At 31.6% G+C, this 16,849-nt stretch carries 19 protein-coding genes; 18 read left to right on the top strand and 1 reads right to left on the bottom strand.

Translation table 11 applies throughout. The annotated features are described in order from the left end of the window. Nucleotides 1-4 precede the first annotated feature (4 nt). The 15 genes from MR285_RS06870 to MR285_RS06800 all read left to right on the top strand — a co-directional run bounded on the left by MR285_RS06870 (nt 5) and on the right by MR285_RS06800 (nt 13,444). On the top strand, nt 5-556 hold the full coding sequence (locus MR285_RS06870) for an NYN domain-containing protein (RefSeq protein WP_293559376.1): 552 nt from the start codon (nt 5-7) through the stop codon (nt 554-556). A gap of 10 nt (nt 557-566) precedes the next feature. Beyond that, nucleotides 567-1,577 (top strand): zinc-ribbon domain-containing protein, encoded by a 1,011-nt coding sequence (locus MR285_RS06865; protein WP_293559374.1) that lies wholly within the window; start codon nt 567-569, stop codon nt 1,575-1,577. Between the two features lie 360 nt (nt 1,578-1,937). Beyond that, nucleotides 1,938-2,168, top strand: coding sequence for a FeoA family protein (locus MR285_RS06860; RefSeq protein ID WP_293559372.1), 231 nt, complete (start codon nt 1,938-1,940; stop codon nt 2,166-2,168). 2 nt (nt 2,169-2,170) lie between these two features. After that, nucleotides 2,171-2,413: a ferrous iron transport protein A gene (locus MR285_RS06855; protein WP_293559370.1), complete on the top strand. Its 243-nt coding sequence runs from the start codon at nt 2,171-2,173 to the stop codon at nt 2,411-2,413. After that, nucleotides 2,414-4,573, top strand: a complete 2,160-nt coding sequence (gene feoB / locus MR285_RS06850) for a ferrous iron transport protein B (RefSeq protein ID WP_293559368.1) — start codon at nt 2,414-2,416, stop codon at nt 4,571-4,573. Next, nucleotides 4,560-4,706 (top strand): FeoB-associated Cys-rich membrane protein, encoded by a 147-nt coding sequence (locus MR285_RS06845; protein WP_293559366.1) that lies wholly within the window; start codon nt 4,560-4,562, stop codon nt 4,704-4,706. The genes feoB and MR285_RS06845 overlap by 14 nt, the downstream gene beginning before the upstream one ends. A gap of 337 nt (nt 4,707-5,043) precedes the next feature. Further along, nucleotides 5,044-5,367, top strand: a complete 324-nt coding sequence (locus tag MR285_RS06840; RefSeq protein WP_293559364.1) for a hypothetical protein — start codon at nt 5,044-5,046, stop codon at nt 5,365-5,367. Beyond that, nucleotides 5,360-6,367 carry a V-type ATPase subunit gene (locus MR285_RS06835; RefSeq protein WP_293559362.1) on the top strand — a complete coding sequence of 336 codons (1,008 nt, stop codon included), beginning with the start codon at nt 5,360-5,362 and terminating at the stop codon, nt 6,365-6,367. The genes MR285_RS06840 and MR285_RS06835 overlap by 8 nt, the downstream gene beginning before the upstream one ends. Continuing rightward, on the top strand, nt 6,348-8,285 hold the full coding sequence (locus tag MR285_RS06830; protein ID WP_293559360.1) for a V-type ATPase 116kDa subunit family protein: 1,938 nt from the start codon (nt 6,348-6,350) through the stop codon (nt 8,283-8,285). The genes MR285_RS06835 and MR285_RS06830 overlap by 20 nt, the downstream gene beginning before the upstream one ends. Before the next feature lie 14 nt (nt 8,286-8,299). Next, entirely contained in the window at nt 8,300-8,719 is a 420-nt protein-coding gene (locus MR285_RS06825) for an ATP synthase subunit C (RefSeq protein ID WP_293559358.1), read from the top strand. Then, nucleotides 8,719-9,033, top strand: a complete 315-nt coding sequence (locus tag MR285_RS06820) for a V-type ATP synthase subunit F (protein WP_293559356.1) — start codon at nt 8,719-8,721, stop codon at nt 9,031-9,033. Before MR285_RS06825 ends, MR285_RS06820 begins: the two co-directional genes overlap by 1 nt. Further along, a complete protein-coding gene (locus tag MR285_RS06815) occupies nt 9,034-9,675 on the top strand; it encodes a hypothetical protein (protein WP_293559354.1) in 642 nt (213 codons plus the stop codon). Further along, complete coding sequence (locus MR285_RS06810) at nt 9,656-11,428, top strand: V-type ATP synthase subunit A (RefSeq protein WP_293559352.1); 1,773 nt, start codon at nt 9,656-9,658, stop codon at nt 11,426-11,428. The genes MR285_RS06815 and MR285_RS06810 overlap by 20 nt, the downstream gene beginning before the upstream one ends. After that, a complete protein-coding gene (locus tag MR285_RS06805; protein WP_293559350.1) occupies nt 11,425-12,816 on the top strand; it encodes a V-type ATP synthase subunit B in 1,392 nt (463 codons plus the stop codon). The genes MR285_RS06810 and MR285_RS06805 overlap by 4 nt, the downstream gene beginning before the upstream one ends. Further along, nucleotides 12,806-13,444: a V-type ATP synthase subunit D gene (locus tag MR285_RS06800; RefSeq protein ID WP_293559348.1), complete on the top strand. Its 639-nt coding sequence runs from the start codon at nt 12,806-12,808 to the stop codon at nt 13,442-13,444. The genes MR285_RS06805 and MR285_RS06800 overlap by 11 nt, the downstream gene beginning before the upstream one ends. An 86-nt stretch (nt 13,445-13,530) precedes the next feature. On the opposite strand, the gene MR285_RS06795 is transcribed toward MR285_RS06800, so the two are convergent. Then, nucleotides 13,531-14,658, bottom strand: a complete 1,128-nt coding sequence (locus MR285_RS06795) for an antiporter (protein ID WP_293559346.1) — start codon at nt 14,656-14,658, stop codon at nt 13,531-13,533. Nucleotides 14,659-15,007: 349 nt separating this feature from the next. Between MR285_RS06795 and MR285_RS06790 the strand changes: the two genes are divergently transcribed. From MR285_RS06790 to MR285_RS06780, 3 genes are read left to right on the top strand one after another with little or no spacing between them, the layout of a single operon-like run. Further along, nucleotides 15,008-15,367, top strand: a complete 360-nt coding sequence (locus MR285_RS06790) for a GntR family transcriptional regulator (protein WP_293559344.1) — start codon at nt 15,008-15,010, stop codon at nt 15,365-15,367. Continuing rightward, nucleotides 15,364-16,050 carry an ABC transporter ATP-binding protein gene (locus tag MR285_RS06785; RefSeq protein ID WP_293559342.1) on the top strand — a complete coding sequence of 229 codons (687 nt, stop codon included), beginning with the start codon at nt 15,364-15,366 and terminating at the stop codon, nt 16,048-16,050. The genes MR285_RS06790 and MR285_RS06785 overlap by 4 nt, the downstream gene beginning before the upstream one ends. Beyond that, nucleotides 16,050-16,805: a hypothetical protein gene (locus MR285_RS06780; RefSeq protein WP_293559340.1), complete on the top strand. Its 756-nt coding sequence runs from the start codon at nt 16,050-16,052 to the stop codon at nt 16,803-16,805. The genes MR285_RS06785 and MR285_RS06780 overlap by 1 nt, the downstream gene beginning before the upstream one ends. Nucleotides 16,806-16,849: the final 44 nt, after the last annotated feature.

The raw sequence follows: 16,849 nt of genomic DNA, 5'->3' as shown, positions 1-16,849 counted from the left end.
AAAGATGAAAAGGCACATGAACAGGTACAAAAGAGATGTAAATTATCTCTTTGTAGATGGATACAATATTATAAATTCCTGGCAAAATTTAATAAAATTAAAAAATATTTCTCTTGAAGATGCGAGAAATGAATTAATAGACACAATGATTGAATTTTCTCATAGCACAAAGGAACATATAATACTTGTTTTTGATGCTTATTTGGTGAAAAAATCAGGCGGCAAGACTTATCACAGAGATGGGATAGACATTATTTTTACTAAAGAATTTGAGACAGCGGATCACTACATCGAAAGACAGCTTGACGAGATAGGAAAGCTCACTAATGTGCGTGTTGCCACAAGCGACAATGTGGAGCAGCAAATTATTTTGTCTCGAGGTGGCACTAGAATTTCTGCAAGAGAACTTGAAGCTGAAGTTGAAAACTCAAAAAACAAAGTTATTCACGTGGCAAAAAAACTAAAGGAAGAAAAAGTTAGTGCCCTTGACGAAGAAATTATCCATCAGCTAAAAAAAATAAAAATAGATATCTCTAAGAAAAATAAAAATAGTTAGGGGGTTTTAAATGAAATGTAAAAATTGTGGAAAAGAAAATGCAGAAGACGCCTCATTTTGCATGGAATGTGGTCATGATTTGAGAGAAAATTTAGATTTTTCCAGAACTCAAAAAGTAGAGAGGGATTTTGACTATGATTACGAGGATGAAGAAAAAATTGTAAAAAATAATTCCTTTAATGACAATTCCATGGGCTTAAAACAAAAGGGAATTATCTTTGCCTTTGTGGTAATTGGGCTTATTGTTTTTTCTCTTTTATTTAATTTTGGATTTGGAAAACATAAATTTAAGCAATTAGAAAATTCGGCAAAGGCGAATTTAGAAGCAAAAAATTATAAAGAGGCAAGAGAAAAATACAGCCAACTTTATGAAAAGTCCTCAGATAAAAAATATTTAGATGAAATAAATAAAATAGACAAGAGCATGGAATCCAAAGATTTAATAAATAAAGCCAATCAAAAATTTGAGGGAAGGGATTACGAAGCTTCACTTGCTTTTTTAAAGGATTTTGAAAGTGATGACGAAGATTTAAAGTCAAAGAGAGATGCCCTTGTTGAAAAGAATTATTCTGCAATTAGATCTGAAATTGCACAATTAGTGGGAAATAATAATTTTAGCAGTGCAATTAATAGATTAAATTCTTACATTGCAGTTGACCCTGAAAATGGCGAATTTAAAAAAATGCTTGAAGATGTAAATTCACAAAAGGAAAATAGCGACAAAAAAGATGAAGAAAATAGTGAAACTTTAAAGGAAAAGGCTAGAGCTGATGAATTAGAAGCGCAAATTGCAAGATTGAAAAGAGTGGAAGCATCAAGCTTAATCGACACTTACCAATTTGTAACTGCAGGAAAAGCCAATGTAAGAAGTGGACCGGGATTTGATTATGGAATTGAATTTACTCTTTACAAGGGCGACTCTGTTTACGTATACGACACTAGGAGAGCCAATGGAAGAACTTGGTGCAATATTGGAAATGGATGGATTAGTTATAGAACATTAAATGGCGAAATAAAATAAAATTTTAAGACAGCTTACTTTGATATTATCAAGGGCTGTCTTTTTTATACTCTTGAAATTAAAAGTTAAGACTTTTTATTGGTGAAAAATTTTAGAAATTTTAAATTAATTAAAAAATGATGAATGAACATTAGACCCAAAATTTAAAGAATGAAAATTCAAAAATTTTATTAAATAATATTAAACATAAAAAATTAAAAAGTTTCTTATAAAATAAAATTCAAAAAATAATCTTAATAAAATTAAATTAAAAATATGCTTAAATTGATTTTATTTTTCAATTAGCTATGTTATAATTAATTAAGAAATTGATAATCAAATTCAAATATTGAAAATTATAAAAAGTAAGTTGGTGTTAAGATGCTTAGTTTGATAATGGCGCCTTTAAATATAAATTTTAAAATTTTAAAAGTCAAAAGTTTAAAAAATAGCAACGTAACTGAATCGCACCTTGCGAATCTTGGATTTGTTAAAGGGGCAATAATTAAAGTTGTAAACGAGAACGATGGCAATTTAATTGTTTCTATTAAAGATGCAAGGGTTGCAATTGGAAAAGACATTGCGAAAAAGATTTTAGTAGAGGAGATGTAGGATTGCAAACATTAAAAGATGCAGTTGTTGGTAGGTACTATACTGTAAAAAAAATAAATGGCTCTGGCCCTTTAAAAAGAAGAATAATGGACATGGGCATTACAAAAAATTCGAAAATCTACATAAGGAAGGTGGCACCTCTTGGTGACCCAGTTCAAATTAATATTAGAAATTATGAACTTAGCATAAGGCGTGCAGATGCTGAGTTAATTTCAATTGAAGAGATAGAAAAGGAGGAGATTTAATTGGCTATAACTATTGCACTTGCTGGAAACCCCAATAGTGGTAAATCCACTTTATTTAACAGTTTAACTGGTTCAAACCAATACGTTGGTAACTGGCCTGGAGTAACCGTTGAAAAAAAGACTGGTAAGTATAAAAAAGATAAGGACGTACACTTTACAGATTTGCCGGGTATTTATTCTCTTTCTCCTTATACTTTGGAAGAAGTTGTATCAAGAGATTACCTTGTAAATGAAAGACCTGATGTAATAATTGACGTTGTTGACGGGACAAATATTGAAAGGAATTTATTTTTAGCTACACAACTTGTAGAACTAGGCATTCCTGTTGTAATTGCACTTAATATGATGGATGTTGTTAGAAAAAACAATGACTTCATTGACATTAAGTTGCTAGAAAAAAATTTTGGATGTAAGATTGTTGAGATTTCTGCACTAAAAAATGAAAATATTGAAAAATTAATTGAGACGGCAAAGGAAGCCGCTAATTCAAAAACAACTTGTTGTTATGAATTTGACAGTGAAATAGAAAAATATATTAAAGAAATTGAAAATTTTAGCGTCATAAAAGACAATCCCGCAAAGAGATGGCTTGCAGTTAAGTTTTTTGAACAAGACGAAAAAATATTAAAGGAATTTCCTCTCTATGGGAAAGAAATTAGAAGATTAGACGAAATTATAGAAGAAGCTGAAGAGAAATACGACGACGATGGCGAAGGCATAATCACAGATGAAAGATATAATTTTGTATCAGAAGTTACAAAAGATTCTGTTAAAAAAGGTAGAAAGGGAATGACTACTTCTGACAAAATCGACAGAATTGTTACAAATAGATTTTTGGCAATTCCAATTTTTGTTGGAGTAATTACCCTAGTTTATATTTTGGCAATAAATTATGTTGGAGGACCAGTTACTGATTGGGTTAATGATACTTTCTTTGGAGAAATCATTGGCGAAAACTTTAGGGGATTTTTAGAAAATGCCGGTACATCAAACTTCTTGACTTCATTATTGGTTGATGGAATCATAGGAGGAGTTGGAGCAGTATTAGGATTTTTACCAGTAATCGCCGTATTATTTTTATTTATAGCAATCTTAGAAGACATTGGTTATATGTCAAGAATTGCCTTTATTCTAGATAGAATTTTCAGAAAATTTGGCTTATCTGGAAAGTCCTTCATTCCAATCTTAATGGGAACTGGTTGTTCAGTACCTGCAATTATGGGAACTAGAACCATTGAGTCAGATAATGACAGAAGGATGACTATTATGACTGCATCTTTTATGCCATGTGGTGCAAAGCTAGATATAATTGCAATGTTTGCAGCCTTTTTAGGTGGTAGTTGGTGGTATGCACCTCTATGGTACTTTGGTGGAATTTTGGCTGTAATAATATCAGGAATAATTTTAAAGAAGACAAAATATTTTTCAGGAGATCCTGCTCCTTTCGTAATGGAACTTCCTGAATATCACATGCCAAGTGCTCATAATGTTTTGAAGGCAACTTGGTTTAGGTGCAAGGCCTTCGTTGTAAAAGCTGGAACAGTTATACTTCTTGCAACAGTTGTAATTTGGATACTAAAAAGTATATCAGTTACAGGGGAATTTGTGGACTTTGAATCAGATGGAGGGGACTCAATTCTTGCAGCAATAGGTAGAGCTATTGCACCAGTATTTGCACCACTTGGGTTTGGAAACTGGATTGCAAGTGTTGCCACAATTTTAGGACTTGTCGCAAAAGAAGTTGTGGTTGGAACTTATGGAGTTTTAGCAGGAATTGGAGAAGTTGGAGCAGATGATAGCAACATGATATCACTTGTAGCTTCACAATTTTCAGTTGCATCGGCTTTTGCCTTTGTATTCTTCAATCAACTTACAGTTCCTTGCTTTGCAGCAATGGGAGCAATAAGAGAAGAAATGGGCAACAAAAAATGGTTTAGATTTGCCATAGGTTATCAAATTACATTTTCTTACACAGTTGCTTTTATGATTTATCAATTTGGAAGATTATTAGAAGGCGGATCTTTTAATATAATGACAGGAATTGCAATACTTGTGTTATTAGTATACGTATATCTTTTGTTTAGAAAGGACAGATCAAAATTACAAGACGGAGAGATTGAAAAGAAAAATGACAAGGTGGTAAAGTATGAGTCTAATTAACATTTTAGTTGCCATTGTAATAATATTGGTAATTGCCTTTGCAGTAAAAAAGGTAATGAATAAAAAAAATGGCTGCGGTTGTGGATGCGATTCATGTCACAGTGCATGTTCAGTAAAAGAAATGAAAAAATGAATTCCAAGAATACTTCTTAAGAGGTATTCTTTTTTGTTTGAATTTTTTGTTTAAAATCTTCTATAAAATAAATTTTTTAATTGATGAATTTTAAAAATTTATGATTAATGAGGTTTTAATGTTTTAGTTTAATAAAAATTATATTTTGGCAGAAAATTATTTTCAAATCATTGGGAAAGAGTTATGAATAATAATTTTCACTATATAAAATTCTTATTCATTATATGGAATGTGAAACTTTGGTGAAATTTTCAAATCTAAAGTAAATCCCTTGAATTAGAATTTTAAAGTAATATAATGAGAAATGCACAAGGAAATGAAAAGAGTGGTGATATTTTTGAAAGAAAGCATAGATAGTATTTTAGCAATAGATAAAAAGACTAGAGAACTTGTCGATAATACTGAAAAAGAAATTGAAAGCATTAAAAAAGAATTGAGAGAAAAGTTGACTGATATTGAAAATGAATCAATAGAGAAGTCAAAGGCTATTGGAAAAGAAAAAAGTGATGAAATTTTAGCTGATTTTGAAAAAAAAGCTGAGGATTTAAAGAAAGAGAACGAAAAGAACTTAAAAGAAATTAAAGAATTTTATAATGAAAATTCTGATAAGCTCATTCAAAATGCCTTTGACATGGTGATTGGAAGTAAATCAAATGTTTGACGGTTTAAAGGCTTTAAATGCTAAAATTTCAAAAATATATTCAGAATTTTTAGTTTATGAGGATTTTGAAAAAATGGCAGAAGGTGATAATGTTAGATTCTGTCTTTCATATTTAAAAGAAAAAAAATTTCCTAATATAGATTCTTTTTCAGATATTTATGAAATTGAAGCCTTTTTAGAAGAGTATAGAAGAAGCGAAATTACAAAACTTCGCGGATTTTTGCCACTAAGGTATGCTGATTTTTTGAAGGCATACTTGGAGAGAATAAACATTGAAAAGATCGTCAAGATTTTGAGGTCTTTGAGGATGAACAAAGAACCAAAGGTGGATAAGCTTGTAATTTCAGGTAAAAAAATCAATTTTAACGACGAAACTTTTGAATCTTTTATAGAAAATTTAAAGGGCACGCATTACTATGAGTATCTAAAAAATTATAAGTCATCTAAGGACGAGGATGCTCTTTTTTCTATTGAGATGAATTTAGAAAAATTTTATTATAGAAATTTAACTGAGTCAATAAGATCTCTTTCTAAAGATGATGTAGAAGAGTTTAAGAAAATTTTTGGCGTGAAAATTGATTTACTTAATATTATTTGGATATATAGAGCAAAAAAATATTATAATATTTCCCCAGAAGAAATTTTTAACTTTACTATTTTTGGTGGAAATTATAATTCAGAAAAGCTTCTTAAGCTTTCTTACTTAGATGAAAGTGAATTTGAAGAAGAAATAAGAAATTCGAAATATGGAGTACTTTTTGCAGAGGGAAGAGTTATTGTGACTGGCAGAACTGCTAAAAAGGCTATGTATTCCATTGTAAAGAAAAATTTTAGAATGACCGATGGTATAGGCAAGTTTATGAGTTTTTTGGTTCTTTTAGATTACGAAATTGCCAACATAGAAAGAATTCTTGAAGGTACTAGATTTGGTCTTAATAAAAATGAAAAGTTAGAATATATGATTGTTGATAGAGAGGGAAGTGAACAAATTGGCCGTTGAAAAAATGAAGGTCGCTAATATCATTGGCAATATTGATGATATGGATTCAGTTGTCCTAGACATTTTGAATTTAAAATGTATGCAGTTTATGTCTACTGAAGCAAATATAGCAGAAAATAAATTCACCTTTAGTTTGGACAATGAAGAAAACTTAGAGAGAAATCTTGAGCTTAATTATATTTCGCCTATTGAAGAAGATGAATCTCATAAGTCCACAGCTAAGAAAGCTGCTGAAATTATGGATTTCTTAGGTTTTGACAAAATTGATGAGTCTTACTTTGAAAAGGTAAATATAAATGAAGACATTGATTCCTTTGTCAAAAATATTAGTGACAAAATCAATGAGTACGAAAAGACCAAGGAAAATTTAAAAATTCTTGATACTTTAAAAGAAAACTATGAACTATTTAAAAATGTTGATATTGATTTAAAAGATATTGCAGATTTAAAATACTTCAACTCAAGGTTTGGTTTCCTAGACAAAGATGCTAGACAAAGATTAAAGAAAAACTATGGAAATATCCTTGCCATTATTTATCACACAGGAACTGTTGATAACCGTGAACTTTTCCTTGTAATATATCCAAAGGAAACTGAAAAAGACGTCGACAGGGTATTAAAAAGTTTAAACTTTACAGAAGTTGAACTTCTAGGAGAAAACGTAGAAGGAACAGCAAACTTAATTTATAAGAACTTTGAAGAAGAAGAGGAAAATGTAAAGAGAAAGATTTTTGAAATAGAAGAGTATAAGAAAAATCTTTTGGAAAGCAGAAATGAGGAGTTAAAGACTACTCTTGCTCACATGCTTAGCTATGAAGGAATTGAAAGAGCTAAGAGATATATGCTTAAATCAAATAAGTATTTTTATCTTTCAGGTTGGATTGGGGACTCTGATAAGAGCAAATTAGAAAATAAATTATCTAAATATAAGGACATTGATGTCAAGTATTTCGATCCAAAAAGCGAAAACATGAAGACACCGACAAAATTAAAAAATGCAAATTTTTTCAAGCCCTTTGAGCTACTAATAAATATGTATGGGACACCAAATTACGGCGAGTTTGATCCAACTGTAATTTTTGGAATTACCTACATGATTCTTTTTGGAGCAATGTTTGGCGACTTGGGTCAAGGGGCTGTATTTGCAATTGCCGGACTAATGTTAAAAAAGAAAAACAAAGATTTTGGTGGACTTCTTCTTAGAATGGGTGCATCTTCAATGTTTTTTGGTTTGATGTATGGATCAGTTTTTGGAAGCGAAGAAATTATTCAAGCAATGTGGTTCAGACCTTTTGAGAATATAAATGATACTCTTGTAATTGCAATATATTTTGGCATTATTCTACTTGCCATAGCTTATGGTATAGGTATTTACAATAGATTAAAAAGTGGAAAACCTGACGAAGCCTTTTTCTCTAAAGAAGGTTTTTTGGGAGTTTTAATTTTTGTAGCGATGATTAATATTGGAATGAATGTAATGGGAGCAAAATCTCTTATTCCTATGAATATTTCTTTAGGAATATTAGTTATAAGTCTAATAATTATGCTACTGAAAAGACCTATTCTTAAAATTTTATTTAATAAAGAAGGAGAGGGTTCTGCCTCAGATTATTATATTGAGTCTTCCTTTGGACTACTAGAGGCTTTATTATCTACTATGAGTTCAATTATTTCCTTTATAAGAGTTGGTGCCTTTGCAATAAACCATGTTGGTTTGTTCTTGGCATTTAAAACCCTTGGAGAAATGGTTGGTTCAAGTGGAGGAAATATTGCAGTTTTAATTTTTGGCAATATTTTGATTTTAGGACTTGAAGGTCTAATTGTATTTATTCAATCTCTAAGACTTGAGTATTACGAAATGTTTAGCAAGTATTATAGTGGTGACGGCGTACTTTTTGAAGCCGATAGAATTTATTAAAGAGGAGTTTAAAGATGGAAAAAATTATTATTTTCGCAGTTTTGACAGTTTTTTCAATGGTAGTTTCAGGTTTTTATTTTATTTACAAGGGAACAGATGCAAATAAAAAGTTTGCACGTGCCTTTATGAAATTAAACCTATTTGTTTTTGCACCAATTTTTGTGTTTGGATTAATATCTCTTGTACCACAAATGGCATCTGCAGCAACTGCTTCAACAGGCGGTAATGGACTTGGATTTTTAGCAGCAGGTCTTTCAACTGGACTTGCATCACTTGGTGCTGGTGTTGCTGTATCAAATGTAGGTTCTGCAGCAATTGGAGCTGTATCAGAAGATCCTAATATTCTTGGTAAATCAATGATCTACCTAGGACTTGCAGAAGGTATTGCTATTTATGGTCTTATCATTTCAATTATGATTCTTGGAAGACTATAATGAGATCAATTCTTTTAACATCAAATGAAGATATTATTAACGGCCTTCGCCTTGCAGGCGTAAGGTCTGTTAAATGTAATGACAGACTTGAACTATTAAAAAATTTTAAAACATATACAAAGACTGAAGACATAGGAATAATTATTTTGACATACTCTTCTTTCAAAGAAATTAAGGAAGAAGTCTTGGAATTTAAACTTACGGGGAAACTTCCCCTAGTGGTAACTATTCCTGATCTAGACGGAAAAATGGAAGATGATTTTATTTTAAAATATGTCAGAGAAGCTGTCGGTGTGAAAGCTGTAGGTGATTAAATGATTTTACTTGAAAACAAAATTGCCATATTCAACAAAATTGTTTTTTTAAAGCAAAAGGAAGAGTGTGAAAAGAGAATTCGAGAAGAAAAAGAAAAGGCTGAAAAGATTTTAGCTGAAAAAATTGAATCTCTAAAAAAAGATGAAGAAGCTTTTATAGATAGAAGAGTAACTCTTGCAAATAGAAGAGGATATGAACTCATTGCCTCTGTTGAAGAGCAAAAGAGAGTTTTATTCTTAGAAGAAGATGAAAAACTATTAAAGGAACTCCTTGAAACACTTTCACAAAAACTTTTAGAATTTACAAAAACAGAAGAATATGTGAATATAGAGGCTGAAAATTTTAAAAATATTTTAGAAGAAATAGATGAAAAAAGCATTTATCTCTATGTAAAAAACAATGAAAATGAAAAACTCATTAAAAAATTTAAGGAAATTGCAAAGGAAAAGGGCGTTGAACTAAAAATCGACGAGCTTTTCGAATATCATATTGGCGGATTTATAATTTCTGATATAGAACAAACTTATAATATCAATTTGTCTTTAAAAAATAAATTAGAGGATATGAGATATGAAATCGGCTCGATGTTACACGAAAAATTAAAAGAAAGAGGTGAAGTCATTGGAAAAGGCAATAATTAAATCAGTTGACGGACCCGTAGTAATTGGAAGGAACATGGCTGATTATAAAATCAGAGAAATGGTTCTTGTTGGCGAAAAAAAATTAATTGGCGAAGTTATTTCAATTGATGGCGACCTTGGCACAGTTCAAGTTTACGAAGAAACTGAAGGACTAAAAAGAGAGGAAGAAATTATTTCCACTGGTGCGCCTCTTTCAGTAAAACTTGGACCTGGAATGATTAGAGGAATTTTCGATGGTATTGAAAGACCACTTGAAGTTATAAAAAAAGAACACGGATCCTTTATGCCAGAAGGCATTGGACTTATTTCCCTTGATGAAGAAAAACTTTGGGACGTAACCTTTAAAGTTTCACTACACGACAAAGTTCATCAAGGACAAATTTTTGCAGAAGTTCCAGAAACTGATATCATAACTCACAAAGTTATGATTCCACCGGGAATAAATGGAGAAGTTGTAGAAATTCTCGAAAATGGTAAGTACAATATTGAAACAGTTTTATTGAAGGTAAAGGATGAATTAGGAAAGATTAATGAAGTTAAGATGTACCAAAACTGGCCTGTTAGAATTCCTAGACCTGTTAAGGAAAGACTTCCAATTGATAAATTACTTGTAACTGGACAAAGAGTCTTTGACGTATTTTTCCCAATTGCCAAGGGAGGTACAACTGCAATTCCAGGAGGATTTGGTACTGGAAAAACTATGACGCAACACCAAATTGCAAAATATTGCGATGCCGATATCATCATATACATTGGATGTGGTGAAAGAGGTAACGAAATGACAGAAGTTTTGGAAGATTTTCCAAAGCTAATTGACCCAAACACTGGCAAGGCTCTTATGGATAGGACAATTCTTATTGCCAACACATCTAATATGCCAGTTGCAGCTCGTGAAGCGTCAATTTATACAGGCGTAACTATGGCTGAATACTTTAGAGATATGGGATACCACGTTGCATTAATGGGCGACTCAACATCTCGTTGGGCAGAAGCACTTCGTGAAATTTCCGGTCGTCTTGAAGAAATGCCAGCAGAAGAAGGCTACCCTGCTTACCTTCCGTCAAGAATTGCAGGTTTCTACGAAAGAGCTGGTTATGTAAAGACTTTATCAGGCAATGAAGGTTCTGTAACTCTTATTGGTGCAGTTTCGCCAGCTGGAGGAGATTTCTCTGAACCAGTTACAGAAAATACAAAGAGATTTGTAAATGTATTTTTGGCATTAGATAAAGAACTTGCCTATTCAAGACACTATCCTGCAATCAATTGGATGAATTCCTATTCAGGTTATATCCCACTACTAAAAAATTACTACGACATGAGACTTGATGGAGATTTGCCAGATCTTAGAATAAAATATTTAGATTTACTTCACAAAGAAGCAAAGTTAAATGAAATTGTAATGCTAGTTGGAGAAGATGTGCTTCCAGACGAAGAAAGGCTCGTACTTGAAATTTGTCGTGTTGTAAAAGTTGGATTTTTACAACAAAATGCCTTTAATCCAATTGACACCTTTGTGCCACTTGAAAAACAATTTGAAATGTTAAAGACAATAGATAATCTTTACGAAAAGGGCAAGGAAGCTTTAAAACTAAAAATTCCAATTTCAGTAATAAAAAACGATGTTATTTACGGAAAAGTAATTAACATGAAATACGATATAGAAAATGAAGATTTAAAGAAATTTGTAAGCTTAAACAATGAAATTAACGATTTTTATTTAGAGCTTAGCGCAACTTATGGTGATGTAGAATGAAAAAAGAATATTTAACACTTGATAAAATTGAAGGATCATTGCTAGAACTTTCAAATCTTCACAGAGTTAGTTATGGTGAAGTTGTAAGAATAATGTCAAAAGATGGCAAAAGTTCAGAAATTGGTCAAGTTATAAAAATTGACGACGACAAGGCAATTGTACAAGTTTTTGGCAATAATTTAGGTGTTTCGACAAAAAATACTAAGGTAGAATTTTCTGCACATCCCTTTGAAATTCCACTTTCAGAAGAAATATTAGGAAGAGTATTTAATGGAACGGCAAAGCCTATTGACAAAGGCGGTGCAATTTATTCCAAGGACGTATATAACATAAATGGTAGACCAATTAACCCATCAGCTAGAGAATATCCAAGGAACTTTATCCAAACAGGTATATCTTCAATTGATGCGCTAATGACCCTCATTAGAGGTCAAAAGTTGCCAATATTTTCTGGTTCAGGACTTCCACACAACGAAGTCGCTGCTCAAATAGTTAGACAAGCAAAAATTGTCGACGAAGGCGGAGAAAATAACTTTGCCATTGTCTTTGCAGCAATTGGCGTAAAACACGACGAAGCAGATTTCTTTAGAGAAAGTTTTAAAAACTCTGGAGTAATTGACAAGGTAGTAATGTATATAAATTATGCAGATGATCCAATTATGGAAAGGCTAATTGCGCCAAAATGTGCTCTTACAGCTGCCGAATATTTAGCTTTTGAAAAGAATATGCAAGTTCTTGTAATAATGACTGACATCACGTCCTATGCAGAAGCATTGAGAGAAGTTTCATCATCAAGAGAAGAAGTGCCTTCAAGAAAGGGATATCCAGGACACTTGTATTCTGACCTTGCTGCACTTTATGAAAGAGCAGGTATGATTAAGGACTCCAAGGGTTCTGTAACACTTATACCGATTTTAACAATGCCAAATGACGATATTACACATCCAATCCCTGACCTTACAGGTTACATCACAGAAGGTCAAATTGTAGTAAGCCGTGATTTGTTCTCAAAGGGAGTTTATCCACCAATAGATGTACTTCCATCACTTTCAAGACTTATGAAGGATGGCATTGGCGAAGGCTACACTAGAGAAGACCATCCAGATTTATCTTCACAACTTTTTGCATCTTATTCAAAGGTACAGGAAACTAGAGCTCTTGCACAAATCATTGGCGAAGATGACATTTCCGATGACGAAAAATTAGTTTTAAAATTTGGAGATGAATTTGAAAAGAGATTTTTGACACAAGATCAAAATGAAAATAGAGATATAGAAGAAACACTAAATTTAGGTTGGGAATTATTAAAGATCCTTCCACCTGAAATGATTGATAGAATTGATCCTAAGTTAAAAGAAAAATATTTAGGTGATAAGAATGGCAATTAAAGTCACTCCAACTAAGGCAAATTTAATCGCATCTAAAAATGCACTTGTCCTTGCAGAAAAGGGCTACGACCTTCTAGACAAAAAAAGAACTGTTCTAATTAAAGAAATGATGGACTTAAATAAAAATGCAAAGAAGCTTCAATCTGAGATAGAAGAAAAATTTGCAGATTCTTATTCTGAACTTGTAATGGCAACTATTTCCATGGGTGCACTTTCATTGAAAGACATGGGAGAATCTGCTCCCTTGGAAAAGGAATACGAAGTAATCTCTCGTTCAGTCATGGGACTTGAACTTCCAAAAATAAAATATGAAAAGAAAGTAGTTAAGGCAGATTATTCCATTCATCAATCTAATGCAGCCTTTGACAGGGCTAAGATAAATATTTCAGAAATTCTGCCAGTCATTTATGAGCTTGCAGAGATTGAAACATCAGTCTTTAGACTTGCAAATGAAATAAAAAAGACTGCCAAGAGGGCAAATGCCCTTGATAAAATTCAAATACCTAAGTACAATCATATTATCAAAGAAATTGAAGATACTTTGGCAGAAAAGGAAAGAGAAGATTTCTTTAGACTAAAAAAGGTAAAGAATAAAAAGAATAGAAAAAATAAAGAAGAAGTAAAATAAAGAAAACTCCTAGAGCTTAAAACTTTAGGAGTTTTTGCTTGCAAAAATTTTTGAGTTCAATAAAATATTTGCTTGCTATACTATTTTTAGTCAATTCCAATTAAAAGTGCAATTATTTGTGGTAAAAATACCAGAAAAATTGTTGCAGTTGGTTGAGTTGCAGCATAGAAAGAAGAAACTTTGTCATCTTCTGTAACTGTTAAAAGAGCCCCTAGAGATGGAGCACTTGTCATAGCTCCAGTAGTTGCTCCCAATGCTCCAAACAAAGGAAGTTTAAATACTTTGTATGAAAGTAAAAATGACACGATTGTAGTAATAAGAGTCATAAGAACTCCAACAAAGAATAGTTTTATGCCATACTGACTTACAACTTCAACAAATCCAGATCCAGCTTTTAAACCGGAAGGTAGAAGGAAAAAGGCAAGTCCTAAATCACGAATAGCAGATAAGATACCCTTATTAGCACGAAGATTAATTCTGCCAATATTTCCAATATGTCCTAAAATAAGACCACCTATTAAAGAACCTCCGCCACTTCCAAGAGAAATTTTAGCAGAGCCAGCTTTAATTTTAATCATTCCAATTAAAATACCAAGAAATGCTGCAATTGCAACTGAGAAAAGTCCACTTTTTTCAATTGTGATGAGTTTAGAAACATCGACGATTTTCTTATTGGAAGATTTAGAACTATGAATTTCAAGTTTTGCATTTTCAACTTCTCTATCTGCACCTAAAATTTTAGGAACAATTTGAACGAAAAGTACAACTCCAACAACTCCAAAAACATAAGCAATACCATAACCAACGCCTGGTAAAATAGAATCTGTTAATTCATTTACTGTTCCCAACATAGAAGTTGAAGTAAGAGCTCCTGTTGCTAATCCAAGGGAAAGAGAAACAGGGAGTTTAAATATCTTAACAGCAGCTATAATAGTAAGTCCCCCTACTACTGCAGCTATAAATGATATTAAAAGAAAAGATACTCCATTTTTCTTAATATTTTCTACAAAATCAGGACCAGCCATAAGACCAATAGGCGTTAAAAATAAAACAAGACCAATTTTAGATAAGAAAGCAGGTACTTCAAATCCAAAATGTCCAAAGAATAATGCGACAATCAAAATCGCAGAGGCTCCAAATTTAATTCCAAAAAAATTAATTCTGCCAATTAGATAACCCAACGACATGACTAAAAAAATTGTAAATAGTTCCAAAATAATACCTCCTATATAAATGGATGTTAACATATTATCATAAAAGTATTAGATAAGCAAACTGTGCTAAAGTATACTATAAGTGGTTAAATTCAGAAAATTACAATAATAAATTACAAATAAAAAAATTTTATTTTTTTAAAATTTCTATTGCAATTTTAAAAAGAGAATTATATAATGATTATTGTATTAAGGAGTTGATACAACAGTACAAAAATTATTTTAATATTATGCAGTTTAAGATTTATCTTTGATTTAAGCAAACTAAAAATTATAAGATTAAAAATAAGAATTTTAATGGAGTCAAGACTAAAGTAAAATCAATAACTCTACATATAAGGAGGGTTTTATGGAATTTGATAACAACAGACCTATTTATCTACAACTTCTCGAAGACTTTAAATTAAAAATTTCAAGTGGTCAGTGGAAAAGTGGAGAAAAGATGGACACTGTAAGGAATTTAGCAAAAACTTATGGCGTAAATCCCAATACAGTGCAAAGAGCACTTCAAGACCTAGAAAGAGAAGGACTAGCAAAATCAAATAGGACTACGGGAAGATTTATAACTGACGATGAAAGTTTGATAGAAGAAATTGCAAGGGGAGCTTTTTATAGATCTTGCGACGACTTAATTGAAGTTGCCGAAGAACTCAACTTGACAAAGGAAAAATCACTTACACTTTTAGATGAATATTGGAGGGAATCATGAGCAAATTAGAAATAAAAAATTTAACTATGAACTACAAAAGCAAAGTCCTTGACGACTTGAACTTGGAGTTAGATAAGGGGCAAATAGTTGGGCTAGTTGGTCCAAATGGCACTGGAAAATCTACATTACTTAGAATACTTGCAGGACTAGAAAAAACTTATAAGGGAAGCGTATTAATAGACGGAGAAGAAATATCCTATAAAACTGCAGACATCTTGTCTTACCAACCGGACAAATTTGCATTAAGCGATAAACTTTCAGTAAAAGAGGTTGTAAATACTTACAAATTGTTCTTCAAAGATTTTGACGAGGATAAATTTTATAAAATTTACGAAGAATTTAAGTTGCCAAATAAGTCAAAGGTAAAGGAAATGAGCAAGGGAATGAGAGAGAAAATGCAAATTGCCCTTAGCCTTTCAAGAGATGCAGAAATATTTCTCTTGGACGAGCCAATTTCTGGCGTTGACCCATCAGCTAGAAAGATGATTATCCAAACTATACTAAATAATTTTAAAGAAGACAGTTTAATAATTGTGTCAACTCATTTAATAAATCAAATCGAGCCACTTCTCGATAGAGTGCTATTTTTATCCGAAGGCAAAATTATGATAAATAAAAGAGTCGACGAGATAAGAAGTGAAAAAAATATGAGCATAGAAGATTACTTTACGGAGGTATTTTAATGGGAAAATTATTAGGACATCAAATAAAAAATCATTTTAAAAACTATTGGTTCATACCAGTTTTACCCCTTGCACTTATAGTGTTTGGATTACTATTTAGTAGTGTTAATTACAATTTAGCAGTGCGTTCACTTATTATTGGCATTACGGCCTTATCCTTTGGCTATTTTGCAGCAGCAGTAACAGTAATAGTTGGTGACTACAATATATTTTTTGGAGACAGTGCATTATTTTATGAATCAATACCTATTAGTCCTTCAGCAAAGACATTTTCGAGATTTATATATTACTTTGTGATGTTTGCAATTTATACCTTGTATCTTGGAGCAATTTTTGTATTCATAACATTAGCTGGCACAGACACTGTTTCAATTTCGTGGAGTGAAATATCAAGTGCAATAAATGAAATTGGAACAAAAAATTTATTAATAGTAGCAGGCATAGCAATAATATTCCTATTTAATTGCATTGCGAGAATAGTATTTTCAATAAGTCTTGGAGGTTGCAAGAAACTAAGAAGATTTGGATTTGGCGGTCCAGTTCTAGTATTTATAATTCTAGGAATATTAGAAGGATTTGCAACTAAATTGTTAGATACCTTTGATTTCTTCACAAAAATGGAATTATTTATGAATAATGGAGATGTATTTGTTAATTTTAACGGCATAGGATTTTTAGTGCTATTAGCAGTAGAAACTATATTATTTCTCTTTGGAGTGTATTATTTTCACAAAAAAAGAATTTCAGTAAGTTAATAATAATTTTTTAAAGTTCATGGGATTTTCTCGTGAGCTTTTTT

The sequence above is a fragment of the Peptoniphilus sp. genome, assembly GCF_022767005.1.
Taxonomy (GTDB): Bacteria; Bacillota; Clostridia; order Tissierellales; family Peptoniphilaceae; genus Peptoniphilus_A.
Note: the sequence above shows the minus strand (reverse complement) of the source record. Positions and strands in the feature narration are given on the sequence as shown.